The organism is Devosia sp. Soil_C_22 (assembly GCF_057657195.1).
The window spans coordinates 1,263,702-1,286,619 of record NZ_JBDGIY010000001.1; the positions used below are offsets into that span (position 1 = coordinate 1,263,702).

The 22,918-nt window shown below is 63.8% G+C and carries 27 protein-coding genes and 1 tRNA gene; 12 read left to right on the forward strand and 16 right to left on the reverse strand.

What is annotated here, in order from left to right; genetic code table 11:
- Nucleotides 1–64: 64 nt before the first annotated feature.
- Nucleotides 65–850 (forward strand): ABC transporter permease, encoded by a 786-nt coding sequence (locus AC3A6I_RS05905; RefSeq protein ID WP_487542524.1) that lies wholly within the window; start codon nucleotides 65–67, stop codon nucleotides 848–850.
- Nucleotides 850–1,662, forward strand: coding sequence for an ABC transporter ATP-binding protein (locus AC3A6I_RS05910; protein ID WP_487542526.1), 813 nt, complete (start codon nucleotides 850–852; stop codon nucleotides 1,660–1,662). Before AC3A6I_RS05905 ends, AC3A6I_RS05910 begins: the two co-directional genes overlap by 1 nt.
- On the opposite strand, the gene AC3A6I_RS05915 is transcribed toward AC3A6I_RS05910, so the two are convergent.
- Together AC3A6I_RS05915 and AC3A6I_RS05920 are read right to left on the reverse strand one after the other, a co-directional pair.
- A complete protein-coding gene (locus AC3A6I_RS05915) occupies nucleotides 1,659–2,882 on the reverse strand; it encodes a rhamnan synthesis F family protein (RefSeq protein WP_487542528.1) in 1,224 nt (407 codons plus the stop codon). The genes AC3A6I_RS05910 and AC3A6I_RS05915 overlap by 4 nt on opposite strands.
- Nucleotides 2,883–3,110: 228 nt before the next feature.
- Nucleotides 3,111–4,007, reverse strand: a complete 897-nt coding sequence (locus AC3A6I_RS05920; RefSeq protein ID WP_487542530.1) for a glycosyltransferase family 2 protein — start codon at nucleotides 4,005–4,007, stop codon at nucleotides 3,111–3,113.
- Nucleotides 4,008–4,352: 345 nt separating this feature from the next.
- On the opposite strand from AC3A6I_RS05920, the gene AC3A6I_RS05925 reads away from it, so the two are divergent.
- Nucleotides 4,353–4,613, forward strand: coding sequence for a hypothetical protein (locus AC3A6I_RS05925; protein WP_487542532.1), 261 nt, complete (start codon nucleotides 4,353–4,355; stop codon nucleotides 4,611–4,613).
- A 1-nt stretch (nucleotide 4,614) separates the two neighbouring features.
- On the opposite strand, the gene AC3A6I_RS05930 is transcribed toward AC3A6I_RS05925, so the two are convergent.
- On the reverse strand, nucleotides 4,615–5,931 hold the full coding sequence (locus AC3A6I_RS05930; protein ID WP_487542534.1) for a hypothetical protein: 1,317 nt from the start codon (nucleotides 5,929–5,931) through the stop codon (nucleotides 4,615–4,617).
- 168 nt (nucleotides 5,932–6,099) lie between these two features.
- On the opposite strand from AC3A6I_RS05930, the gene AC3A6I_RS05935 reads away from it, so the two are divergent.
- Together AC3A6I_RS05935 and AC3A6I_RS05940 are read left to right on the forward strand one after the other, a co-directional pair.
- Nucleotides 6,100–7,518, forward strand: a complete 1,419-nt coding sequence (locus tag AC3A6I_RS05935; protein ID WP_487542536.1) for an MFS transporter — start codon at nucleotides 6,100–6,102, stop codon at nucleotides 7,516–7,518.
- Between the two features lie 82 nt (nucleotides 7,519–7,600).
- Entirely contained in the window at nucleotides 7,601–8,995 is a 1,395-nt protein-coding gene (locus tag AC3A6I_RS05940) for an MFS transporter (RefSeq protein ID WP_487542538.1), read from the forward strand.
- 98 nt (nucleotides 8,996–9,093) lie between these two features.
- On the opposite strand, the gene AC3A6I_RS05945 is transcribed toward AC3A6I_RS05940, so the two are convergent.
- On the reverse strand, nucleotides 9,094–9,798 hold the full coding sequence (locus tag AC3A6I_RS05945; protein ID WP_487542540.1) for an RlmE family RNA methyltransferase: 705 nt from the start codon (nucleotides 9,796–9,798) through the stop codon (nucleotides 9,094–9,096).
- Nucleotides 9,798–10,976 carry a Ppx/GppA phosphatase family protein gene (locus AC3A6I_RS05950; RefSeq protein ID WP_487542542.1) on the reverse strand — a complete coding sequence of 393 codons (1,179 nt, stop codon included), beginning with the start codon at nucleotides 10,974–10,976 and terminating at the stop codon, nucleotides 9,798–9,800. The genes AC3A6I_RS05945 and AC3A6I_RS05950 overlap by 1 nt, the downstream gene beginning before the upstream one ends.
- 267 nt (nucleotides 10,977–11,243) lie before the next feature.
- Here AC3A6I_RS05950 and AC3A6I_RS05955 point away from each other — a divergent pair.
- Nucleotides 11,244–11,317 (forward strand) — tRNA-Gln (locus AC3A6I_RS05955).
- 188 nt (nucleotides 11,318–11,505) lie between these two features.
- Here the strand turns inward: AC3A6I_RS05955 and AC3A6I_RS05960 are convergent.
- The 5 genes from AC3A6I_RS05960 to AC3A6I_RS05980 form a co-directional block, all read right to left on the reverse strand.
- The gene (locus tag AC3A6I_RS05960) at nucleotides 11,506–11,637 is read right to left on the reverse strand and encodes a hypothetical protein (protein ID WP_487542544.1); all 132 of its coding nucleotides are present in this window, start codon (nucleotides 11,635–11,637) and stop codon (nucleotides 11,506–11,508) included.
- Complete coding sequence (locus AC3A6I_RS05965; RefSeq protein WP_487542546.1) at nucleotides 11,634–11,846, reverse strand: hypothetical protein; 213 nt, start codon at nucleotides 11,844–11,846, stop codon at nucleotides 11,634–11,636. The genes AC3A6I_RS05960 and AC3A6I_RS05965 overlap by 4 nt, the downstream gene beginning before the upstream one ends.
- Nucleotides 11,843–12,043, reverse strand: a complete 201-nt coding sequence (locus tag AC3A6I_RS05970; protein WP_487542548.1) for a hypothetical protein — start codon at nucleotides 12,041–12,043, stop codon at nucleotides 11,843–11,845. The genes AC3A6I_RS05965 and AC3A6I_RS05970 overlap by 4 nt, the downstream gene beginning before the upstream one ends.
- Nucleotides 12,040–12,762, reverse strand: a complete 723-nt coding sequence (locus tag AC3A6I_RS05975; protein WP_487542549.1) for a hypothetical protein — start codon at nucleotides 12,760–12,762, stop codon at nucleotides 12,040–12,042. Before AC3A6I_RS05975 ends, AC3A6I_RS05970 begins: the two co-directional genes overlap by 4 nt.
- 474 nt (nucleotides 12,763–13,236) lie before the next feature.
- A complete protein-coding gene (locus AC3A6I_RS05980; RefSeq protein WP_487542551.1) occupies nucleotides 13,237–13,881 on the reverse strand; it encodes a hypothetical protein in 645 nt (214 codons plus the stop codon).
- Between the two features lie 688 nt (nucleotides 13,882–14,569).
- On the opposite strand from AC3A6I_RS05980, the gene AC3A6I_RS05985 reads away from it, so the two are divergent.
- Both AC3A6I_RS05985 and AC3A6I_RS05990 read left to right on the forward strand, forming a co-directional pair.
- Nucleotides 14,570–15,352, forward strand: a complete 783-nt coding sequence (locus AC3A6I_RS05985) for an SOS response-associated peptidase family protein (protein ID WP_487544988.1) — start codon at nucleotides 14,570–14,572, stop codon at nucleotides 15,350–15,352.
- A gap of 93 nt (nucleotides 15,353–15,445) precedes the next feature.
- Entirely contained in the window at nucleotides 15,446–15,634 is a 189-nt protein-coding gene (locus AC3A6I_RS05990; protein WP_487542553.1) for a hypothetical protein, read from the forward strand.
- Nucleotides 15,635–15,826: 192 nt separating this feature from the next.
- Here AC3A6I_RS05990 and AC3A6I_RS05995 read toward each other — a convergent pair whose 3' ends face one another.
- Complete coding sequence (locus tag AC3A6I_RS05995; protein ID WP_487542555.1) at nucleotides 15,827–16,351, reverse strand: hypothetical protein; 525 nt, start codon at nucleotides 16,349–16,351, stop codon at nucleotides 15,827–15,829.
- A gap of 73 nt (nucleotides 16,352–16,424) precedes the next feature.
- The gene (locus AC3A6I_RS06000; RefSeq protein WP_487542557.1) at nucleotides 16,425–16,694 is read right to left on the reverse strand and encodes a hypothetical protein; all 270 of its coding nucleotides are present in this window, start codon (nucleotides 16,692–16,694) and stop codon (nucleotides 16,425–16,427) included.
- Nucleotides 16,695–16,915: 221 nt separating this feature from the next.
- Between AC3A6I_RS06000 and AC3A6I_RS06005 the strand changes: the two genes are divergently transcribed.
- From AC3A6I_RS06005 to AC3A6I_RS06015, 3 genes are all read left to right on the forward strand, one after another.
- Nucleotides 16,916–17,101, forward strand: coding sequence for a hypothetical protein (locus tag AC3A6I_RS06005; RefSeq protein ID WP_487542559.1), 186 nt, complete (start codon nucleotides 16,916–16,918; stop codon nucleotides 17,099–17,101).
- Between the two features lie 47 nt (nucleotides 17,102–17,148).
- The gene (locus tag AC3A6I_RS06010; RefSeq protein ID WP_487542560.1) at nucleotides 17,149–17,337 is read left to right on the forward strand and encodes a hypothetical protein; all 189 of its coding nucleotides are present in this window, start codon (nucleotides 17,149–17,151) and stop codon (nucleotides 17,335–17,337) included.
- Between the two features lie 374 nt (nucleotides 17,338–17,711).
- Nucleotides 17,712–17,906 (forward strand): hypothetical protein, encoded by a 195-nt coding sequence (locus AC3A6I_RS06015; RefSeq protein WP_487542562.1) that lies wholly within the window; start codon nucleotides 17,712–17,714, stop codon nucleotides 17,904–17,906.
- Nucleotides 17,907–17,946: 40 nt separating this feature from the next.
- Here the strand turns inward: AC3A6I_RS06015 and AC3A6I_RS06020 are convergent, their stop codons facing one another.
- On the reverse strand, nucleotides 17,947–18,216 hold the full coding sequence (locus AC3A6I_RS06020) for a hypothetical protein (protein ID WP_487542564.1): 270 nt from the start codon (nucleotides 18,214–18,216) through the stop codon (nucleotides 17,947–17,949).
- Between the two features lie 445 nt (nucleotides 18,217–18,661).
- Nucleotides 18,662–19,510 carry a glycoside hydrolase family 108 protein gene (locus AC3A6I_RS06025; protein ID WP_487542566.1) on the reverse strand — a complete coding sequence of 283 codons (849 nt, stop codon included), beginning with the start codon at nucleotides 19,508–19,510 and terminating at the stop codon, nucleotides 18,662–18,664.
- A 145-nt stretch (nucleotides 19,511–19,655) separates the two neighbouring features.
- Here AC3A6I_RS06025 and AC3A6I_RS06030 point away from each other — a divergent pair, with 145 nt between their 5' ends.
- Complete coding sequence (locus AC3A6I_RS06030; RefSeq protein ID WP_487542568.1) at nucleotides 19,656–20,552, forward strand: DUF6625 family protein; 897 nt, start codon at nucleotides 19,656–19,658, stop codon at nucleotides 20,550–20,552.
- Here the strand turns inward: AC3A6I_RS06030 and AC3A6I_RS06035 are convergent.
- Both AC3A6I_RS06035 and AC3A6I_RS06040 read right to left on the reverse strand, forming a co-directional pair.
- Nucleotides 20,545–21,192, reverse strand: a complete 648-nt coding sequence (locus tag AC3A6I_RS06035; RefSeq protein ID WP_487542570.1) for a hypothetical protein — start codon at nucleotides 21,190–21,192, stop codon at nucleotides 20,545–20,547. The genes AC3A6I_RS06030 and AC3A6I_RS06035 overlap by 8 nt on opposite strands.
- 1 nt (nucleotide 21,193) lies before the next feature.
- Nucleotides 21,194–22,918 (reverse strand): hypothetical protein, encoded by a 1,725-nt coding sequence (locus AC3A6I_RS06040; protein WP_487542572.1) that lies wholly within the window; start codon nucleotides 22,916–22,918, stop codon nucleotides 21,194–21,196.

Below are 22,918 nucleotides of genomic sequence, written 5' to 3' on the forward strand. Positions count from 1 at the left end.
GCGTCGGAGTTGGAGTCGGCAGCCGCCTGTGCTAGGGCGAGCGCCGCACGGAAGCTGACCACGCATGTACAAGATTCTCGCCAACGCCTTTGCCGACATGGCCGCCGGCTATGCGCGCCGCCGCGTCTGGATCACGCTGGCCACCGAGGATATCGGTGACCAGCATCGGCGCACCACGCTCGGTCCACTCTGGCTGCTCGTGAACTACTTCGCCTTCGCCGGCACCTTCATCTTCGTGTTCACCGCGACGCCCACGCGTGAATTCGCCATCTATGTCGCGACGGGGCTCCTGGTCTGGACCTATATCAGCGACACCATCTCGCAATCGGTCACCTTGTTCGAGCGCGAGGAAAGCTTCATCAAGGGCACCAACCTGCCTTTGTCGGCCTATGTGATGCGCACCACGCTGCAGAACGTCATCCGCGGCGCCTACGCCGTCCTCGGCTGTGCCATCATCCTGCTGCTCGCCCAGGTGCAGGTCACCATGGAATGGCTGTGGGCCGGGCTGGGCCTGCTGATCGTGCTGCTCTGGTCGCCCGCCGTCGTCGCGGTGTTCGGCTTCCTCGGCGTCTTCTTCCCCGATAGCCAGTTCATCGTCACCAACCTCGTCCGCGTCGCCATGTTCGCCACGCCCATCTTCTGGACCCACGAGGGCGAGGGCGGCCTGCGCGGCGCGTTCTACTACTGGAACCCCTTCACCTATTTCATCGACATGGTGCGCCAACCCATCGTCAACGGCACCGTGCACTGGAACTCCTTCGCCGTGGCCGTGCTCCTCACGGTAGCGCTATGGGCGCTGGCCATTCTCCTCCTGGGTACGCTGCGCCGCCGCGTGGCGCTGATCGTCTGATGGTTGCGATCTCCGCCCGCGATTTGAGCCTCGTCTACCAGGTTCGCGAGAGGCTGAGCCTGAAGCTGCGCGACCGTCGCCTGCCGCAGGCCGGCGGCACCATCTCCGGGTCGGGCAGCCGCCACTATGTCACAGCCCTCGAAGGCGTGAACTTCGACCTCGAAGCCGGCGACCGCCTCGGTCTCGTAGGCCCGAACGGCGCCGGCAAGACCACGCTGCTCAAGGTGCTCTACGGCATCTACGAGCCGACTGCGGGGCAGGTCGATATCAGCGGCCGGGTCGACGCGCTGTTCAACATCAACCTCGGCTTTCGCTCCGAGGCGACCGGCCGCCGCAACATCCTGTTGCGCGGCTTGATCAACGGCTGGAGCGAGGACGAGATCGAGGCGCGGACCGAGGAAATCATCGAGTTCTCCGAGCTCGGCGAGTTCATCGACATGCCGTTCAAGAGCTACAGCCAGGGCATGGGCGCGCGCCTCGCCTTCTCCATCGCCACCACGCTGGAGCCAGAGATCCTGCTGATGGACGAGTGGATCGGCGCTGGTGACGCGGCCTTTCAGGAGAAGGCCAAGACCCGGATGAACGAGCTGGCCACCAAGGCGGGCATCATCATTCTCGCCAGTCACCAGAACGATCTGATCGCGCGGACCTGCAACAAGGTGCTGGAGCTAGAGCACGGCCGGGTCAAGCGCTTCACCTCGGCGCTGGACTATTACGGCGCCGAGGCGCTCGCTGCGCTTGGCGTCACCCCAGCCCCGAAGCAAGCCGTACCGGCCGGACTGCCCACCCCGCTGGCCGGGTCCGGCAGCTAGATATAGCCTACAGCCAGCATCATGCGCTGCACCGGCGACCAATGCTGGTCGGGCACGCCGCGCCGCGTGCACATGGCGAAGAACTCCTCGTACTCCTCCACCGACATCGAGTCGGCAAAGCCGGAGAGCTCGCCCACGCCATAGATGCCGCGCAGCACCAGGTCGGCCTTGATGATCGGGCAGTCGAGGTGCCGCACGAAGGGCAGGGCGCCCCAGTGGATCTGGCTGCCGCGGAACACGAAATCCATCAGGCTGCGCTCGAGCTGCTGGCGGTAGTTCGCGGACACCAACTTCAGCATCGCCGCCTGGCTGGTCTCCGCCAGCGCCGCCGCCCCGTCGATCGAGCGCATCGCCGCGCCGGTCCGGCTTTGTGGCGCGCTCGGGTCGAACCACTGCGATGTCGCGACCTGCAGCTTGCGCAGCGCGTCGCGCTCGGGGAATGCCGCCGGCATGCGTGAGGCGGTGGCGATCAGTTCGGTTGTCGGCAGCTTTGCCAGCGCGTCGCCCAGCCGGCGCGGCGAATAGACCACGTGCGGCGTCGCGCCGATCTTGCCGATCACCACGCGGTTGAGCCCGATCTCGCCGGTGCGGATCACCTTCGGCCTCAGCTCGCTCAGCTCATAATTCTGCCAGAACGCCTTGAAATGCGGGTTGTTGAACACTTTTGGGCCAAAGCCCAGCGCGTAGCTGCCGACATGATAACCGAACTCGTGGTTCTCGGCCGCACCCACATAGTCGTGCGGCGCGCACAGCGCCTGGAAGAAGGGCTCGAGGCCGTGTTCGAGGAAGTAGACGCTGTCATTGACCACCAGCAGCCGGCTCGGCTGGTAGCGTTCCATCACGTGCAGCACGCCGGTGCGGTAGCCACCGAAATCGCGGCCGATATTGCGTCGGATGATCACCGTGTGCGCGATGGAATCGATGAAGGGCAGGTCGCCCTCCGGGATCGCGCCATTGCTGATGATGATCAGGTTGGCGCCGAGCCGCTCGAGTACGGTCAGCGCCCGGATCACCGACCTGGGTAGGTGATGCCGCGGATAGAGGTGGAAGATGCAGAAGATCCCGGTGCTGGCGTCGCGCAGCTTGCGCTCGCTCACCAGGTCGCCGTGCTGTTTCAGCTCGCGGCTCTTCTGCCAGTCGAGGAACGCGAAATACGGGAAGAAGACTAGCCGGATCAGGGTACGGATGATGCCGATAACGGCGCGGCGCAACAGCCACATGCTAGGTCTGTTCCCACGGAGCCGGGGCGGCTCCGCCTTATGAGCCCACGCACCCACACGATCCCGGCCCGAAGGATCGGCGGCGCCGCGAGCAGCCAGTTGATGGCGATCGCGGGAATAAACTTCCCACTGGGCGAGCCCTCGCCCCGGGAGCGCGCCAGAATTCGTGGACTTGTAGAGGAACTGGGGGCTCGCCTCAAGGGCGCCGCAATCGCGGCGTCGCCGCACCTAGAGTTTGCCGAGCAGCCCGGCCGCATAGAGCGATACCTGGCCCAGCGCCGACTGTCGGTAGACCCCCGATCTCCTGAGGTTGGCGAGCCGCTCCAGCATCGGTCCCGACCGCGCCTTGCGGAACACCTCGAGCGTTTCCTTGGCCGTCGGCGTCAGCATGTCGAGACAGGCCACCAGCGCCGCCACATTGTCCTCGTTCCAGCGCGAGAACCGGCCGCTGAACGCCGCCAGCAGGCGCTTCAGCTGCGCCCGGGTGCTGTGGTTGGAACCCACGAGATTGCCCGGGTGCTGCCGGTAGCGCACATGCGGCGTTTCCGAATAGGTCACGTCCCCGCCGGCGCCGGCGACGATCAGGTAGCTGAACCAGTCGTGGCTCACAAAGCCGGTACGCCGGGCCGCTTCCTTCAGCATCCGGTGCGCCGCGCGGTTCATCACCATGGTGTTGCCACCGCCGATCGATTGAACCAGCGCGTTGGCGAACTCCGGCGGCCGCCGGAACAGCGGCGAGCGCAGCAGCTCGTGGCCCGTTTCATCGGCGATGATTGTCCGCGCACAATAGAGCGCCGGGCGGTCGCCGCTGCGCGACAGCACATTTGCCGCGGCGCGCGTCTTGTCGGCCAGCCAGATATCGTCCTGGTCGCAGAAGCAGACATAGTCCGCCTCGATGTCCGGGTTGGCCAGCAGCGAGCGGAAATTGTCGGCAAAGCCGCGATCCGGCCCCTTGAGGATGGTGAAGCGGCCGCGCGTCCAGCGCTTCTGCCAGCGCTGCAGGGCCGCCACCGTGCCGTCGGTGGAGCAATCGTCCGAGGCCCAGATGTCGATCTCGGCCCAGTCCTGTTCCTCGATCGAGCGCAGTTGCTCATCGATGAATCGTTCGCCCTGGCAAGTCGCCATGAGCACGGCCAGTCGGCCTTCGGATGCCGGTCGCAGTTCCGGCAGAATGTCGGCGCGTTCAATCGCGTCTATTTTTGAAGCTCCCGGGGGCTTGGACTGTCTGGAGGACTCTCGTGGGACCTGCACGGTGAGGCCGATATGATTGAGCGTGCACTCCGACTTTTGTGCGGCGGAACATAGTCACTCACCGCGCTGCTTCAAGCGGCAACTCACCGCAACCGATCACAACGCGCAGACCGGCGCGCCGGTTGCGTACCCTCGCCGGCGTTGGCGGCGCTTGCGGGCTTCACCGCCAGTTAACCACGTCGGCCTATCCTTGGCACGGGTGCATCCGGAGTTCCTGCCATGGAACTGCTGCTTCTGCTCGTTCTTGTCCCGATTGCCTGGCTGGTGCTTCTGCCGCGCCGGATCGCCAAGCGCCTGCGAGCCTTTCGCCTGCCGGCCGCCGGCCTGCTCGCGGGTGGCGCCGTCGCCGTCTGGGTCGGCCTACAGTTCGTCGCTACGCCTCAGCACTCCAGCGCAGACTATGCTGCCGGCGACAGCGAACTCCGCGCCATCCTGCTCGAACCGGAAACCGCCCCGCGCTACAGTTCGGTCCGGCCCTAGCTCAGGCCTCGATCGGCGCCTTCCTGGGCAGGGCCGGGATGTCCATCGCCTCGATCTCGGCGACCAGCGGCTCGATTCGCTCGACCATGTCGATGTGGCGCTGCTCCATGATGAAGTTTAGCGTCATGTAGTCACGGCCGGGGCAGAATGTGCAGATGTTGGTCGCCGGGTGGTAGGCGCCGCAATAGATCGGCTCGATCATCCACTCGGTCACCGGCCCGAACGTGCGGTGCGGCGGCACCAGCGTCAGCACGGTGTCGGTGCGACCTGAGAAGCGCCAGAAGCGCGGGCCATAAAGGAACGGAAACCACGACGCGATCTTGCGATGCATCGCGAACATCGCCAGCACCCGCGTCTGGAACGAGGTGATGTCCTTGCTCTCGATCTCGTCGACCACCTTGTCGACCGAACGCACATAGTCGATGAAATTGCCCTTGTACGGAAACTTCGCCATCAGCGCCCGCACCCGGAAGAAATCGTCGTCGATCTCGGTCCGGCGCGTGTCGAGCATCGTGTAGGCCGCCGTGATCACCTCGGCGTTGTACCGGCGATCGGTCTCCGAATGGAGCGCGTGGGTGACGATGGCGAAGTAGAGCGAACGCTGCCGCACGCCAAGCTTGTTTGCCAGACCACGCAACCGGCCTCGTTCGAGAGCCAGGGTCTTGTACCCGTATGGCTTTTCCTGCGGCGACATCACATGGGCGAAGAACAGATGGATCGCCGCGCCAAGCCCCGCCCCGAGAGCGCCCTTGATACGGTCGCCCATCGAAACCTTGTTGTTCTTGTCCTTCTGGATGCCGTGGCTCGCGGTCTGCGAGCGCGACAGCAACGCCGAATCCGACCCTTCCAGCACGCAATGCGCGGCGCGCACCTGAATGATCGAGACACGGCCCTGTTCGTCCGGTCCCCCGGCGCGCGTCGCCGCCATGAAGCGGAACAGCGGCAGGTCGGGATGGTCGAAAATGTCGGCGCTCTTGCCGATCCACTTGTCCGGATAGCCATCGAAGCTGTCCACGGTCTCGACCGAGGTGATCGCGTCGAGCTGTGTCTCGGTAAATGGATGTCCCGGACGCGCCCCGATGAAGCCGTGCGTCAGCTGCGGCGCCAGCCCGACCACCTGCCGCACCAGGTCCTTGAGCTTGGCCTGGTCGAACGGTTCTTTGGAGAATGCGGTAAAGAAGATGGTGTCGTGGCCAGTATAAAGAAACCACTGGAAGTTGGTGAACAGTGCCAGCGGGTCCTTCTGCACGGCGGCGAAGGCAAGGTCGAGCGCCTCTGTGTGGCCCCCGGCAAAGCTGGACGATGAAAAGCTCTTCATGGCTGAATCCCGCCGAAATATTGCCACTATTCACCACGGCCGGCCGTAAAGGGTCAACCTGTGGCGGGGCGCAGGGCTAATTTGTGAGCGAGCCATGTTGCCATGCCCCTTGCGGCAACGTATTGCTGCAATCGCTTTGATCCTAACAATACCCGGTAGCCCGGGCCATTGCCGCCCTTGCGCATCATTCCGCTCGTCCTCGCGGTCGCCCTGTTCATGGAGAACATGGACTCGACCGTCATCGCCACGTCGCTGCCCGCGATTGCTGCCGACATCGGTACCGAACCGATTTCGCTCAAGCTCGCGCTGACCGCCTATTTCGTGGCCCTCGCCATCTTCATCCCGCTGTCGGGCTGGATGGCCGACAAATACGGCGCCAAGAACGTCTTCCGCATCGCCATCGTCGTGTTCATGGCCGGCTCGATCTGCTGCGCCTTCTCGGATTCGCTGCTGACCTTCGTGCTATCGCGCTTCCTGCAGGGTATGGGCGGCTCGATGATGACGCCGGTCGCCCGCCTCGTGCTGGTGCGAAATACGCCGCGCAACGAGTTGGTCGCGGCGATGGCCTGGCTGACGATCCCGGCGCTCATCGGCCCGATCACCGGTCCGCCGCTGGGCGGCTTCCTCACCACCTATCTCACCTGGCACTGGATCTTCTGGATCAACATCCCGATCGGTATCGTCGGTCTGATCCTCGTGACCAAGTACCTGCACGCCGCCGATACCCGCAACGAGCGACCGATCGATCTCGTTGGCCTGTTCCTGTCTGCGGTGACCTTTGCCGGCATCCTGTTCGGCCTTTCGGTCATCAGCCTTCCGGCTATCCCGGCACCCGCCGGCTATGCGTCCGTGGTCGTCGGCGTCATCTCGGGCGTGCTCTACCTGCGGCACGCCAAGCGGGCGCAATACCCGATCCTCGATCCGAAAATGTTCCGGCTACCGCTGTTCCGCGACGCCATCATCGGTGCCTCGTTCTTTCGGGTGGGCATCGGCGCTTTCCCGTTCCTGATGCCGCTGATGCTGCAGCTGACCTTCGGCCTCAGCCCGTTCGAATCGGGCATGACGACCTTCATCGCGGCTATCGGCGCCATCCTTTCCAAGTTTGGCGCCGAGCGCCTCTACGCCCGCTTTGGCTTCCCCCGCGTGCTCATGGCCATGGGCGTCCTTGGCTGCTTCACGCTGGCGATCAACGGCTTCTTCACCCCCGAGGTGCCGCACTGGCTGCTGATGGCGGCGCTGCTGCTCGGCGGTCTCACCCGCTCGCTGTTCTTCACCGGCGTCAATGCCCTGGTCTTCGCCGATGTCGACGAGGCCCGCGCCAGCCAAGCTACCGCCATCAATGCCGTGGCCCAGCAGCTGAGCATCGCCGGCGGCGTCGCCATCGGCGGCGGCGTGCTTGCGGCGGTGTCGCACATGCATGGCGGCGAGCTCACGCTGGGCGATTTCCACATCGCCTGGTTCGCCGTTGCCGCGGTGGCGGCATGCAGCGTCTTCGTCTTCATGCGCCAGCCTCCCGATGCCGGCAGCGACGTCTCCGGCCACCGCGTCAAGGCGGTGGTGAAAGCGCCGCAGCCGGCGGCAGTTTGAGCCTGGCAGTTAAGTTGTAAGTACCGCAGCCCCAGCGCTGCCGACGTAATAGAGCAAGTCCCATCCCCGCGCCCCGCAGCACATGTCCGCCCTCCGCATCACCCCGCTGATCCTCGCCGTCGCCCTGTTCATGGAGAATATGGACTCGACGGTCATCGCGACCTCGCTCGCGTCCATTGCGCACGACATCAATACCGAGCCGATCGCGCTCAAGCTGGCGCTCACCACCTACATGGTGGCGCTCGCCATCTTCATCCCGATCTCGAGCTGGATGGCCGACAAGTACGGCGCCAAGAACGTCTTCCGCTGGGCCATTGTCGTCTTCATCCTCGGTTCGGTCTGCTGCGCCATCTCGGATTCGCTGCTCACCTTTGTGCTCTCGCGCTTCCTGCAAGGCATGGGCGGCGCCATGATGACGCCCGTGGCACGCCTGGTGCTGGTGCGCGTGACGCCGCGCAACCAGCTCGTCGATGCCATGGCCTGGCTGTCCATCCCCGGCCTGATCGGCCCTATCCTTGGGCCGCCGATCGGCGGCTTCATCACCACCTTTGCCAGCTGGCACTGGATTTTCCTGATCAACGTGCCGATCGGCCTGATCGGCGTGCTGCTGGTCAACAAATACCTGCCCGATTGGCACCGCAACGAGCCGCGCAAGCTCGATTTCACCGGCTTCCTACTAGCCGGCATCTGCTTTGCCGGCCTCGTCTTCGGCATTTCGGTGCTGACCCTGCCGGCCCTGCCGGCGAGCTTCGGCTACGGCTCCATGCTGCTTGGCGTGGTAGCGGCCATTGCGTATTGGTTCCACTTCCGCCGCACCGAGCACCCGCTGCTCGATCTGCGCATTTTCAGGCGCCCGCTGTTCCGGCTGACCTTCATCGGCGGTACGATCTTCCGGCTCGGCACCGGCGCCATGCCCTTCCTTTTCCCGCTGATGCTGCAACTGGCCTTCGGCCTCAGCCCGTTCGAAACCGGCATGGTCACTTTCGCTTCGGCTATCGGCGCCTTCGCGCTGAAATTCTTCGCCGAGCGCATCATCGAGCGCCTCGGTTTCCGCCTTGCCCTGATGATTGCCTGCGCCATCACTGCCGCCGGCGTCCTCGGCATGGGCATCTACACGCCCGATACGCCCGGCCCGCTGATGATGGGTTTCCTCGTCATCACCGGCTTCTTCCAGTCGCTGTTCTGGACCGCCACCAACGCCTTCATCTTCGCCGATGTCGACGACAAGGATGCCGGCCAGGCCAATGTCATCAGCCAGGTGGGCGTGCAGCTGTCGCTGGCTTTCGGCGTGGCGCTAGGCGGCGGCATTCTCGAAGGCTTCCGCCTGATGCATGGCGGCGAGCCGCTCCTGGCGGATTTCCACTGGGCCTTCTGGATCATGGCGACCGTCACCATCATCTCGGCCGCCATCTTCGCCCGCGTCCCGCGCACCGCGACCATGCACAGCCATCGCGCCACCGGCGAGGCGGCAGAGTAGGGCAAAAGAAAGTAGGAGTTAGAAAGTAGAAATTAGGCGGGGACAGCGACCATCCGCTGCTTCCTGCCTTCTAACTTCTAACTTCTAACTTCTACTTTCTACTGCCCCTTGAACCCCCGCGCCACCAGGTAGGTCTCGGCCGAATCCTGCCGGCTGGCCTTGGGCTTGGCGTGCATCGTGGTGGCAAAATGCTGCTTCAGCATATGCAGCAGCTCATGCTCGGTGCCGCCCTGGAAGACCTTGGCGATGAAGGTGCCGCCTGGTGCCAGCACCTGTACGGCGAAGTCGGCGGCGAGCTCCACCAGCGCGATGATGCGCAGGTGGTCGGTCGCCTTGTGCCCCGTGGTTGGCGCCGCCATGTCGGACATCACGATATCGGCCTTGTGCCCGCCCAGTGCGTCGATCAGCGCCTGCGGCGCATCCTCGTCGTTGAAGTCCTTCTGGAGCAGGATCACGCCGTCGATCGGATCCATCTCGAGATAGTCGATACCGACGATCAGCGGGTTCTCCGCGGTCGAGCCGACGATCGGCGCCGCGATCTGCGACCAGCCGCCCGGCGCCGCCCCGAGGTCGACGATACGCTGCCCCTTCTTGAACAGGTGGTAGCGCTCGTCCAGTTCCTTGATCTTGAAGGCGGCGCGCGAGCGGTAGCCCTCGGCCCGGGCCTTGGCCACATACGGGTCGTTGAGCTGGCGCTGCAGCCACAGCGTCGAGCCGATCTTGCGCCCCTTGGCCGTCTTCACGCGAACCTTGAGGTCGCGGTCCGACCGGCGTCCGATTCCGTCGCCACTTCCCTTCGGCATCAGCGACTCCTGCGGATATTGGCGCGTTCGGCGCGGTCTGCATCGATCAGCGAAATAAGAATGCCTTCGCGCAGCCCGCGGTCGGCCACACGCACCCGATCCACCGGCCACTCGCGCCGGATCGCTTCGAAAATGGCGCAGCCCGGCAATACCAGGTCGGCCCGGTCCTTGCCGATGCAGGGGTGTGCGACGCGGCGGTCGAAGGTCATGCCGAGCAGGGCCTTGATCGTCACGTCGACATCGAGCCGGCTCATCCACAGCCCGTCGACCTTCTGGCGCTCATAACGCTCGAGGCCGAGATGGAGCCCCGCAAGTGTCGTCACCGTACCCGAGGTTCCGATCAGGTGCACCGGATGCTCGGCAATCATCTGCCGCAGCTTGTCGCGCCCGCGGAACTGGCGCAGGTGGCCGGAGACGAACTGCACCATGTCCTCGAACGTGTCGGCTGTGACATCCACGCCGCCGAACTTTTCGGCAATCGACACCACGCCGACCGGCAGCGATTGCCACGAGCGGATCGATGACGACATGCGCCCTTGTCGGCGCGGCCGGCCGCCGCGGAAATCGAGCCAGGCCAGCTCCGACGAGCCGCCCCCGATATCGAACATCAGCGCCCCGGCCGAGTCGCCTTCGATCAGGTCGGCGCAACCGGTGACCGCGAGCGCCGCCTCTGTTTGCCGGTCGACGATCTCGAGCCTGAGTCCCAGCTCGCGCTCGACTCTGGCCAGAAATTCCTCGCCATTGCTGGCCGAACGGCAGGCTTCGGTGGCGATGAGCCGCATGCGCGCCGGTTCGTGCTCGCGCAGCTTGTTGCGGCACAGCCGCAGCGCCTCCATCGTGCGTTCCATGGCGGCGTCCGAAAGCCGCCCAGTCGTGCTCAGGCCTTCGCCGAGCCGCACGATACGGGTGAAGCCATCGAGCACGCGAAAACTGTTTTCATGTGGCCGGGCAATGAGCAGGCGGCAATTGTTCGTGCCAAGGTCGAGCGCCGCGTATAGCGGTCCGCGATGGCGCCGCTGCGCATTGGCATGGGGATGCGTCCGCCGCTCCGCTCCGCCCTGTGCCGGTTGCCCCCCGGCCTTGGCGGTCGATGGGCCGGGGCTTGCGCCCTGACCCCCACGGTGCCGCTCCGCGCCCAAGGGCTCGGCTACGGCGGCGGACCGATCGGGATCGGCCAACCTGTTCTCCATCTCCCGCGCGGTCGCTCCAGCCGGCCTGAACCGGGGGCGCCCGCACACGGGCTCATTTCTAGTGTCAGCGCAAAGGGTAGAGGAGGATGGGTCCGAGCGCAACGCCCACATTCGGCCGCAAATCGCCCCCGATTTGCCGCGCCGATGAACCCTGTCGGAACCCGCGAAATCGGGTGTTGATCCCAAAGGCGATTGCCGCTAGAAGCCACCACCGAACGCCGAGGGCCCTGGCCCCGCGTTCCCAGGCCGGGCGCTTGGGGAATAGTTCAATGGTAGAACAGCGGACTCTGACTCCGTTAATCTTGGTTCGAATCCAGGTTCCCCAGCCAGCCACTTTCTCCTGATAAATCAAGGCGTTACGCCCTCGGGGCGAGGCAGTTTTGTGCCGTTCATGTTGCAACCATGTTGCAACGGACTACCAAGGATTTCCAAGGGTTTCGCCGGACACCCGGCAACTCCGCGCAACATGAACGCAACAAAAAAGGCCCCAGCCGAAGCCGGAGCCCGAAGGTTTTTGTCAGCGTTTGAGGAATCCTTCGGCCTCGTCGAGCACGGCCTTGGCGAACACGGCGGCAGGTTTGTCGGGATCGACGATCAATAGTAGGCGGCGGACCGCCATGGCGAGGTTCCAGATGAGACGCGCGGTCATTTGTATGCCACTCGGGTGGTGAGCCAATAGCGACCGTCCGGCAGCACCACCGCTGCGAAGTGGCCACCAGCGACGTGCGGCAGCAGCGCGGCCATTTCCTCGAACAGTTCACCGATGCGCTCGCTGGGATCGGCAGCGACCGTAGAGGCGGGCAGGGTGACAGCCGCGCTGGCAGCAGCCACGCCGGTGATCAGATGACGCCGGTTCATGCCGCCTTCTCCTCGTCGAGCGTATCGAGCATCTGGCGGGCTTCATCGACGCCGCCCTTAACGAGCCCCAAGAGCGACTGCAGCGCCTTCCCTTCCTCGCCGCCGACCGTCTCGCATGCCATCAGCGCGGCGAGCGCAAGGTAGTTCACGCGGTCGATCTGATCGGCTAGTCGGGCCAGTAGGATCTGCTTGGTCATATCCCTTCCTCCTCGCCGTCCTCGTTCACCGCTTCCTCCTCCATGGTGCCCCGGCCGTTTGCCCAGAACGCCTGCGAGCCGTGGAAGCGGTACGTGCCGCCTGTCCCCATCCAATACGACTGTTGCGGGCCGATCTCGGGCGAGCCGAGCGAAGGCTCGTCATCCGCGTTCCGAGCCCGACTGGAACCGCGGGCCGGGTCGGTTGCGTAATCGGCCTCGCCGTCGATGATGAAGCGCTGGTCGTAGTCCGCCCTGATCCGCGTAGCCTGATTGACGTGCTCGGTCAGGCTCAGACTCGGCTCGATGTCTTCGTCGCCGTATGCGTGGAGCATCCCGTGGAGCGCGGACCGCTCGGTCCACGACGGGCCGTGCTCGTTCTCGGGCTCGATGCCATCGTGCTCGTCTTCGAGATCGGTCCATCCGCCAGCAGATGCCCATCGCGTTTGTGAGCCAATCGGCTCGGCGGGATCGTACAGCCGCTCGGTCGGCCAGATGCCGTTCCAGTACGGGGCGGTGGCGTAGCGTGGCTCCGGCGAGGCAAGGCTGGGCTCGAGGTCCGGGTCGACATCCTCGAGGTCGCAGTCGCCCTCGGTGTCGTCGAGGAAATCGATCAGCGCCGAAACCAGGTCGATGGCAGTATTGCGTTTGAGGACAATGCCGCGCCGCGGGTCGTCCAAGTCAGACAGTGCGCGATGCACGTCGATTTTGATGAAGTTCATTTTGGTCTCGCGATTTCCGGTTTCTGAGGCCGGGATCGCCAGCAGCAGGCTGGCACCGGGTGCTCAGAAACAGGTCGCGAAACCTGCGCCACGGCCTTCCCCAAAAGGGTCTTGTATAACCGCGGCACACCCGGCAATATGCAGCCGGTCGCCGCCACGGTCGCGTGGCGCGTTGGCAACTTCGGCGAGCGAGAGGCCCGGCAAGGCCGCAGCCCGCCTATCGCGATTGCAGCGCCATCCCCGGCAAGGGACCGCTGCGGGTGTTTCTGAGGCACCAAAAGTGATGCTGAACCCGTTTGGTTAAGAATGCAAGGACCCACCCCACCGGGGAGGGCGATGCTTTTCCTATGAGCCAGGTGGCTTCCCGCCCGATCCATGCCCAGAAGCCGGCGCCGATGATGGCCAGGGCGATAACTGATCAGGGCGACGAGGAAGCCGCTTCGGTAAATCCTCCGAGGAGCGGCCGGGTACGCCTTAGTCGCTCCAGTCGACGTAAAGCTCTGCACCAAAGTGCTCGGCAATGCGAAAAAGTGCTCTGTAGTTCTGCAGCTTCCTTTTCGCGAACAGCGTCCCACGGCTGACACCGGCGCGCCGCGCGGCGCCCACGAAGCTCTCGCCATCTGCCTGAACGAGCATTCGAAGGTCCTCCAGTAGCCGTGGAATAGGCCCATGCTGGTTATGGAGCTGGACGAGAACTCCCGCCTCCCAGCGGACCTTCCTTATGGCGGTCACCGTTCTCCCCATCTCCGCCGCGCATTTATGTACATCGAAGTCGGATGACCGGCTCGTCGCTTTCCGAAGGTCTGTCATCGTCCATGGTCTGAGGTGCGTGACGGCGCCGATATAGTTGGCTCTAGACCGGATAGCAGAGAGCGTTCGCTGCGGCAGGGCCGCCTGCAGCTTTTCATAGTTTGGATACATCTCCCTGATGATCCGATCTTCTACCGCACCCCATCGAGGGACGAAGAAGGCGGGAGGCTTGGACGTCAGCAGCAGGCGTTTCCTGCGGTTCTTGATAGCGTACAGCGAGCGCCCCGGCAGCGACCGTCGGATGATTTCGAGCGGTAAGGCCTGCCTGGCGAGATCGTCCTCCGCGGGACTCCAAGGGTTAGCGGGCATTCGCCTTAGCCCTTATCTCGCCCCCTAGTAAAGCAACCGCGCGGGCCAGGACGCGGCCATCCAGGCGGCGTCGCCATTTGTGGTTCTGAAAATAGCCTGCTGAGAAACACATGGCATCAAGGTCGCTTAGCGACAGGTTCCACCGGCGCCGTCTCACCAATATCTGATCAATGATAAGGATACCGGTCAGGGGCTCTTTGCGCTTCCTACGAAGGCCGTCTCCGTTTGCCCGGCTGCAGATGGCCGACCAAGTTCGACCCGGAAGGGCCGCTAATAGTTCCTCCTTGGGGGACGATGCGAACAGGCGATGGAGACGCAGGACTTCATTGTCCGACCATCGATGAACGGGCTTAGTTATCCCAAGCCGTCCCGCTTTGCCGTAGTGAGCGACCCTTGTGCGCCGCGTGTTGATTCGGACCGCTGCATCGTAGTCAGGATGCCGATTTACAAGAGTGCCGGTTTCGTCTCGGTCCCAAAGGGGGTGCCCGTTAGGCGTTGACCCGCGAAGCATCATTTGGCGGCGCCCGTTTTCGGCAGCTAAGGCGCCACGGGCAACGTGGCTCAGTCGCATGACTCGCACCTCTCGCGCGAGCCTGCGCTTTTCTCGTATCCTTGAGAAATCCGCGCTGACTCCTTTCCTCGCTAATCCGGCTATCCACAGCCGCGACGTGAAAGTAGCGTGCCGGTCATGTGTCACGCCTACTCCATCACTACCAATCTCGAGGCCCTGCGCCGACTGCGCTTCACCTTCGAGGTCGCCTACAACATCGGCAACCTGGCGCCGCAGACCGGTGTCTACCCCGACATGCTGGCGCCGATCATACGGAACACGCCCGAGGGCTTCCGCGAGCTGGTCAAGGTGCGCTGGGGCTTACCCAGCTCGGCGCGGGCGCTCTACCTCAACGCCAAGAAGCGGGCCGAGGCGATCACCAAGAAGCGCGGCCAAGCGCTGAGCGACGAGGAGTTCGCCGAGCTCGTGCGCATGGAGCCTGACCGCGGCACCCACAACGTGCGCAATACCGAGAGCCTGCACTGGACGCGGTGGCTGGCGCCGGAATTCCGCTGCATCGTGCCCTTCACCAGCTTCGCCGAGTTCAGCTCGAGGATCGGGCCGGATGGCAAGAAGGAAGGCAATGCCTGGTTCGCCTACGACGCCGACCGGCCGCTCGGGTGGTTCGCCGGCATCTGGGCGCCGCAGTGGACCAGCGTGCGCAAGACATCCGAGGGGCTGATCACCACGGACCTGTTCGCCTTCCTCACCGCCGAGCCAAACGACGTCGTCGGCGCGGTCAATCCCGATTCCATGCCGGTGATCCTGACGACGCCCGACGAGATCGAGACATGGCTCACCGCGCCGTGGGATGAGGCCAAGAAGCTGCAGCGGCCGTTGCCGCCGGGCGTGCTCCGCATCGTCTCGATCGGGAACAAGGAAGATCCCGAGCCGCCTGCGGCGGAGCCCAGCCTGTTCTGAGCGATCCCTAAATCTCTCGTGATCTGAGCAACTTACTTGGCCCCTCGGCATTGCACCGCTCATCAAGCGGGGATGCAAAGGGGGCGTCGTCAGATGCAGATCGTACCATGGGTGTTGATTGCCATGAACCTGATCGGCGCGGGCATCATGGCCCGATTTGGCCTTCCCAAGGAACTGCCGCTGGTCGGCCGCGAAGATGCCGATCCGCTGTGGGGGCTACTCGGCTTGGCGCTTCTAATGATCAGCATCGCCTCTCGAGCCGTGATCACCGTCGTTTCGTAGCCTCTTACGCAGCCACTCTGCTGGAAAGCCACACAGCCATGACCAGCAGGGCTATGAGCGCGCAAACGCCGGCCCAGCCGACAATGAACCAGAAAATGCCACGGCGGCCACGGAGCATGACGCTTTACCTCTCCTGCCCAGTTAAGGGCGGTGAGCGTGATGAGGATACATCAAATGATAGGCCGGCAAACCTCAACCGGCCCGTTTGAGCGGAATCGGTTCCGCCGGCGGTGCCTTCGGCGCGATCCAGGAGAGGTTGTGGTGATGGCTGCCGCAACCGGGGCAGACCAGCCGGCGCGGCAGCTGGTCGACCTCGAAGGTATGGCCCAGCACGGCGACGAGGCTCGACAGATCGAGCTCGAACACCCCTTTGCACGGCTTCGTCGACTTCAGGCCCTGGTGAGTGCGCTGACAGGCGAGCAGGAGCTCCCAACCCTCGAAGCGTCGATCACCGAGATATTTGCTCGCCTTCGCGTTGTCCTTGCTGGCGAACCAGGCACGGCACTCGTGGCCGGGATAGCGAACGGCAAGCGGGCAGCCAGCCTTGATAGCCAGCAGCCGCGGCACTTCGCTGAGGGGCGGGTTAAACAGCAGCGTGCGCAGCGTCGTCACCTTGTAGTGCCCGAACCGGCCGCACGGCCCGCAGGCGATATCGAGGTGCTTGAAGCGATAGTCGGAAAGCTGACCGGAGAAGTCGTTGGGGTCGGGCGCATTCATCGCGCAAGAATACCCCCGTGAACAGAATGAGAACAAGCCACGACGGATTGCGGTGTTGCCGCACCGAGAGCCACTAGAGCGGGACCGCCACCATCTCCATCCCAAGCTGCAGCGCCACCCGTACCGCGTCGTCGTAACTCAGCTGCTTGGTCGTGCGTGGCGAGAATGCCTTGCTGTCACGCTCCATAGCCGCCACATGCTTACGCATCAGCTGTGCGCCATTCTCTATCGCCGCCTCGCGCGATGTCCCATAGCCCGTGACCTTCGGCGCATCGGGAAACGACACGCTGAACCGGCCCTCATTTTCGTCGAGCACGCCATAGACGATGGTGATCTTGGGCATGGGCTAGCCGATACCGCCTCCACGCATCCGCACCAGCACGACCAGCAATATGATCGCAGCGCAGACGCCGGCCCACCCCACAACGAACCAGATCGGTCCCCTGCGACCTCTGAGCATGACATCCCCCGAGCTGAGCGCGACGTGGTCTCATCACGTAACGCGCGCAACCTTGCCGCCGCGCCGGTGTTTCTGTCCTCGCGGCGTTTAGCGGAGTATCGAGTATGGCGAGGCGACCGGGCAAGCCCCCTTATGAGGTCGGCAAGGAGGTGTGGGTGAAGGCGAAGGTCACGCGGCTGGCACCGCATCCGCGGCTCAAGGAAATCACTCAGATCACCATCGAACTGCCAAGCGGGCATCGCGACACGATGGGGCTGAACGAGGATAAGGTTCGGCCCGCCGACGCCTGAGAGATGCTTATGTTTTTGTTCGACTTTGCCTTGGGGGCTCGTCACCTTTGTACGCGATATCGTATCGCCTGATCTTAGGCACCACCGTCCATAGGGCCATCTCCGCCAAAGCGGCACTTCATGCGCTGAGCCTTATCCAAGGCGGCGGCGGAACTGTTGTGAAAATCGTGGTTACGCGCACGGGCGATGAGATTTCCATCAAGGAATTGCGCCAGCTTGCGGACGACGAAGCCTGAGCAATCAGCCTGGGTGCGGCCGGACAAAAAGGAAAGGCCCGGCACTCCGATGGGGAGGCCGGGGCCAGTGCTCGCGCGGCGTCGCGCAGGAGATTCAGTCTACGAACCCGGCGCTCGGGCGTCCAAAGAACTGACCAAGCGGTCAAAACTGAATCACTATCAAGGGGTTAACGACTCGTTACGGCAGCGCTATATTAGCTCGGTGTATCCGATTCCCGGATAGACGAAACCGGCCCAAGCGGTAGGACGCCTAAGCCGGTTTTTTGGACCGCCTGAGCCGGTGAGGGCTCCGATTTGTGCACAGCTCGGAATATACAGAGTCTCTAGCATCGATCAAGCCCTCACTGGTCACAAACCAATGAGGTAACAACTCCATGAAAGACCGTCCTCTCACTCCAGAGATGGTTCCGGTTATCAAGAAGGCCAGGCAGTTGGATATCCCGTATGCGTGGATTTCCGGCTATTATCGTGGCCTGAATTTCGGCCGCATCGCGGACGTGATGAAGGGGCGCAAATACCCCAATATCCCTCCTGCCGCTGCGTTGCCGGCGGACTTCCCGAAGGGGTAAAGTCTTACAAAGGGGGCGGCCTTCGGGCTGCCCCTTTCAACTAGGGCAGATGCTTCCAGGCATTGAGCCCGAGCTGTACGACCCACACAACCCCGCCTAGAGCCGCTGCGATGCAGACCCATCCGACTTTCGCAGCGACGCCGTTCACGCCTGTTCGCATGGAGCGGAGGAACATGAAGTCCCGGCGCGCGTCGTCTTGGTGGTCCGCATCGTCCAGCCGGAGCCCGGCATCCGCCAGTTCTTCACGGATCGCGGATTTGACCACTTTCGACAGTTGAGCAAGCTGCTCGGCAGTGAAGGCATCCGACATGCGCCAGACCTTTCGTGGGGATGTGGGGGAGGTGACGCTTGGAACAAAACCCCGGCAGCCGTAGCCGCCGGGAGGCGCAGCCGAAGCCGCGGGGATGACTACTGACCCGTCACTCGCTTGAACCAGTCGGAGACGGTTTCGCGATGCCGGGGCGCCTGGATTGTCGGGCGAGGCCGCGGCGGTGGAGGTGCGAAGTCCGGGTCGTCGGGCTCAGGCTCCGCGGGCCTCGGCTTCGTGCGCAGGAACACGGCCGCCAGGATGAGCGCCAGGGCACCTACGGCGGCCGTTGCAGCTTGCCAGCCCCCGAATGCTTTGGCGATCGACCACAGCCGCGCAGCCACGCCCCACAGGGCAAGCGCTAGGCACGCGACCAGACCCCAATGCACCCACCACGGCAGTGCCCAGAACCAAGCCCAGAGATGGCAGGTTACGTCGAGACCGCACCTCATGGCTGCACCTGTCCGAGCTTGCGGACCAGCAGGATAGCTCCGACACCAACGCCGATGAGGATCGCGCCCGCCAGAGCCCATTGTACCGGGCCCGAACCGGAGAACAGCGCACCGAGACTGCCGAGGATGCCCCCGGCGCCGGAGAAGATCACACCCGGATCAAGCCAAGGGTTCTTGGGCGGCGGTTCCGCCTTGGCATCGCCTCCCTCCGGCGCACCGTCATAGTCGTTGGGCGCATCGGCAACAGGCTCGAATTCGCCGGCGGCGAGCTTGAGCGCATTGCCGACCACGCCGGGCTGTGCCTTCCACTTGCCGGACGGATCCTTGCCAGTGACCCGGATGGTCCAGCCGCGGCCGTTCGCGCTCCAGCCCCTCGCCCCCTTGATCTGGCGCAGGAAGGCCATGCGGGCAGAGCAATAGGCGACGATCAGGGCTGCAGTGCCGCCGGGATAGTCGGTCACTGCGCGCAGGGTATTCTCGCCAATCCAGCCGTCCTGCTTCACGCCGAGCACGGCTTGCAGCGTCTTCACCGCGCGGTTCGGGCCCGAGTTGACGCCGAAGTCGAAGGCCGCATAGTCGAGGCCCTTGGGCAGCACATCGCCGCCGGCCTGGGTCCAGTAGCTTTTGCGGTAGATGGTTTCGGCTTCGGTGAGGGTCATCGCCTGCACGCGTTCCGCCGTAACGGAGGGCCTTCCGAGATGGGCCGCCAGCGTCTTGCCGGTAATCCCATACTTGGTTCCGACGAGCTTGCCATCGAGATAGTTGCCGCTGTCGGTCTTGGCATTGGAGTAGCCGCCCTCGTGGCCGAACATCAGCCGAAGGGCGACGGGCAGAGTTTCACGCATAGCAAAGCTCCGCGCCAGTGGGCACGTTGGGGGTCATTGGTCGTCTCCGATGATGAGGGGGAATGGCGCTAGCGCTTAGGCGCAGAAATTGACTAGACGGGCGAAGCCGCGCAGATATTTGCCCGCCTAGAGGAGGGATCGGCTATTGAAGCCGTTGATACTGATTTCGATGTGGTTCGGCCCGTGGCCGAGGTGGATTGAGTTCTACCTCGAGACCTGCCGTTGGAACGCAGATGTAGACTGGCTACTTGTCACCGACCAGCCACCGCCAGAGAACCTGCCACCGAACGTCAGATTGTTAGTGATGCCGTTCGGGGACGTGTTGCGTCGGATAGGCGATGCGACCGGGCTGGCGTTGTCTCACATCGAACAGCCATACAAACTGTGCGACCTGAAGCCTGCGCTTGGGCACTCTTTCGAGGACGAACTGACCGGATATCGCAGCTACGGCTACGCCGACATCGACGTCATGTTTGGCCGCATTCGACACTTTTACACCGACGAAGTACTGGATCGTTACGACGTCATCTCTGCAGGCAAAGGGCGCGTGACCGGGCACCTGGCGGTGTTTAGAAACACACCTAGGCTGCGACAGAGCTACCGCCGCATCCATAGGTGGGCAGAACTTGCCACCAAATCAGAGAATTTGGCGATCGATGAGCGACCCTATCGCCGCGTCTTTACTTCCAGCAACCCGATCACACGCGCCTACAAGAGCATGTTCTGGAAGTCCCTGTTTGTCGAGCGCTACAGCACCTGGACCCCAAAACTGGATTGGTGGGACACTGGTCGACCATGGCCGCAAACGTGGCTCTGGAAGGGCGGAAGACTGACCAACACGCAAGACGGTGAGATGGAGTATCTCTACCTTCACTTCATGCGCTGGCATTCTGGTCGTCACAGGAAGGACGGAAGCCCAGCGCCATGGCCGGCGCTTGGGGCGCAATTGGCCCAACTGCGGTGGCAGGATGCGGCGGCTACGGGATTTACTATTTCCCCGGAAGGAATACAGCGAGCCCCGATCGCGTTTGGCGCTACCTGATCGACACTCCCACAGATTGGCGGCTCACACCGGTTGCCGACGCCGGGCTAATCGTCGAGGCATCGTCTCCCAAGTCCCACGCGGCACTTATCCGCATATTGTTCCAGTTGGCGTCCGCGATTTCCGTTGCATTCGTCCATGTGCAAGCGGTTCCTGTGGTTTGGTTGCAGTATCCCGCTATTCGAATTCCGCCGACACCCGGCGACGACAGCGCCGCCAAGTCGTTGGGAGTTCCGATGTCGGTGTCGACTGGGGTGGGGCTGATGACGTTTTCCAAGGCAATCTGGCTCATAACGGAAGTCGCCACGGTGCCCGAGAAGGTTGCAACGATATCGCCGGAGAACGTGCCTGCGAAAATAATGATGGCAACGCTCAAGACATTGGTCGTCCCGTTCTGCGCTTGAACAGCTATCTCTCCCGCAACTCCGTTCCAGGTGACGCTGGTTAGGGTCCTGACAGATGTCTGCCGATAGTAGAGAACTAATACCGTTACCGGTCTCGAACTGACGCGCGCGCTCCAGGTTTGCGTTGCTGTACCGCCACCGCTGTCCGGGTTAGAAAAGCCCTCATCGATCGGCACAATATCGGCAACCGCCTTTGGCATCAGCGCCGCAAGCATCCGGTACATGTGCTGGCTCATCTTACGCCTCCTGAGCCGATCCGACACAGCCCCAGGTCGTACCGTTCCAGAGAAAGCCAACGGTGAGCCGCTTTGACAGCACAGTGGTGGTTGGCAGGGCAACGCCCATCGCGGCGAAGCTTGCTCCCCATGTGATGGCCCGCGCCGTGCCATTGTCCTTGATCTGGAAAATGAGGACCTGCCCGACCGTTGGCGTGCCGCTCAAGTTGGTCGTCATCGACGTGATGGCGGCTGCGAGGGCGGTGATGTCCACCACGTCGCAGTTGTCCGTGTTCACTGTCGGCGTCGCGCTCGATGCGATCGTGGTTACGCGTGGCGTGACACGCTTGTTGGTCAGGGTCGCAGTGGCCGCCCGCTCGGTTGCGTTGGACGTATTGTCGACATTGCCGAGGCCGACATCGGCCTTCGCCATCGCCAGCGCCGCCTTCAGGGCGCTCTGGGAGATTGCGCCAGTCAGTCCGATCACGGACAGGACGGCGTCCGTTGGAGTGCGCAGCTCGACCCAGTTGGCCAACGTGCTTGCGGGGGTGGCCTTCAGGACGAAGGATTTGTTGATGTCGGAGCGAACAGCGATGTCACCGCGCTGGGCTGTGAGCGCCAGCATTGCCGTCTGGTTGGCGACCTCAGACGTGTCCGTGATGGCCAGCGCCGGCAGGATGCTCTCGTCGAGTAGACCAGCGCCATCGAGCACCGGCACGTTGCCCGCGCCGGTTCCGGTGTTCCTGGTCGAGGCGCTGCCGAGTGCATCCACAGCAGCGAGCTGAGCTGCAGTAGCGAACTTGTGCGTTGTGGCAGCGTCGTCGATGTCGTCGGCGTCGAGAACGATATCTGGGCCCGGGTCCCCGTTGACGCTGTCGACAGAGCCCGACCCGGGTGGTCCCTTGGGTATCTCGAAATCGAACACCGCCGCGCCGGGCGTGCCAGTGTTGGTCACCGTGGCAGGCTCGGTCGGCTCCACCGTAGTCACTGTCCCCACGGTCACCGTGGCAGCATCGCCCGTGTCGCCCTTCGGCAGCTGCAGATTGAGCACCTGATTAGGCGCCTCGCCAGTGATGGTGGCATCGGCGGTCACCCCACCTTCAACCGTCCCGATGGCCAACTCGTTGGCGGGGCCGGGCACAGTACTTGCCGCACCCCGAGGAAGCACCAGGTTCAACTGCTGGTCCGGTGATGCTCCCGTGATCGTGGCATCAGCGTCCTCGCCATCCTCTACCGTCCCGATGGTGAGGACGTTAGAAGGCCCCGGTGCACCCTCCATCGCCTGCCCAGCGTCCCAGTCGGCCGTGTCGCCACTGAGCTTGATGTAGAGCGTCCAGGGCGCCGGCGTGACGGCGAGGTAGACGAAGCCGGCCGGCTTGTCGTCGTGCGCATCCCTGCCGGCCAGGCTGCCATAAGCGTCGAAGGCAATGCCCGTCCGCTCCACCACGATGGTGGTGAGCAACTGGATCATTTCGGCCGTCTGCAGCGCCAGCGTGCGGTTCGTACCCCACTCCGACGATGTCTTGGCGATGGCATAGGGCAACCCGGCAGCGGTCTCGCCCGGATAAGGGATCGCGAACTTGCCGTGCGTCGGGTCGGAGATCTCCGCGATCAGCACGACATGGCCGGCGACGTTGAGGGTATCGCCGGCCTTGGCGTTGACCGGCAGCCAGGCCGTGTCGGTGCCGACGAAGTCGACGCTGCCTTCCGAGACGGCGACCGTGCCGGTCGAGTAGAGTTCGGTCAT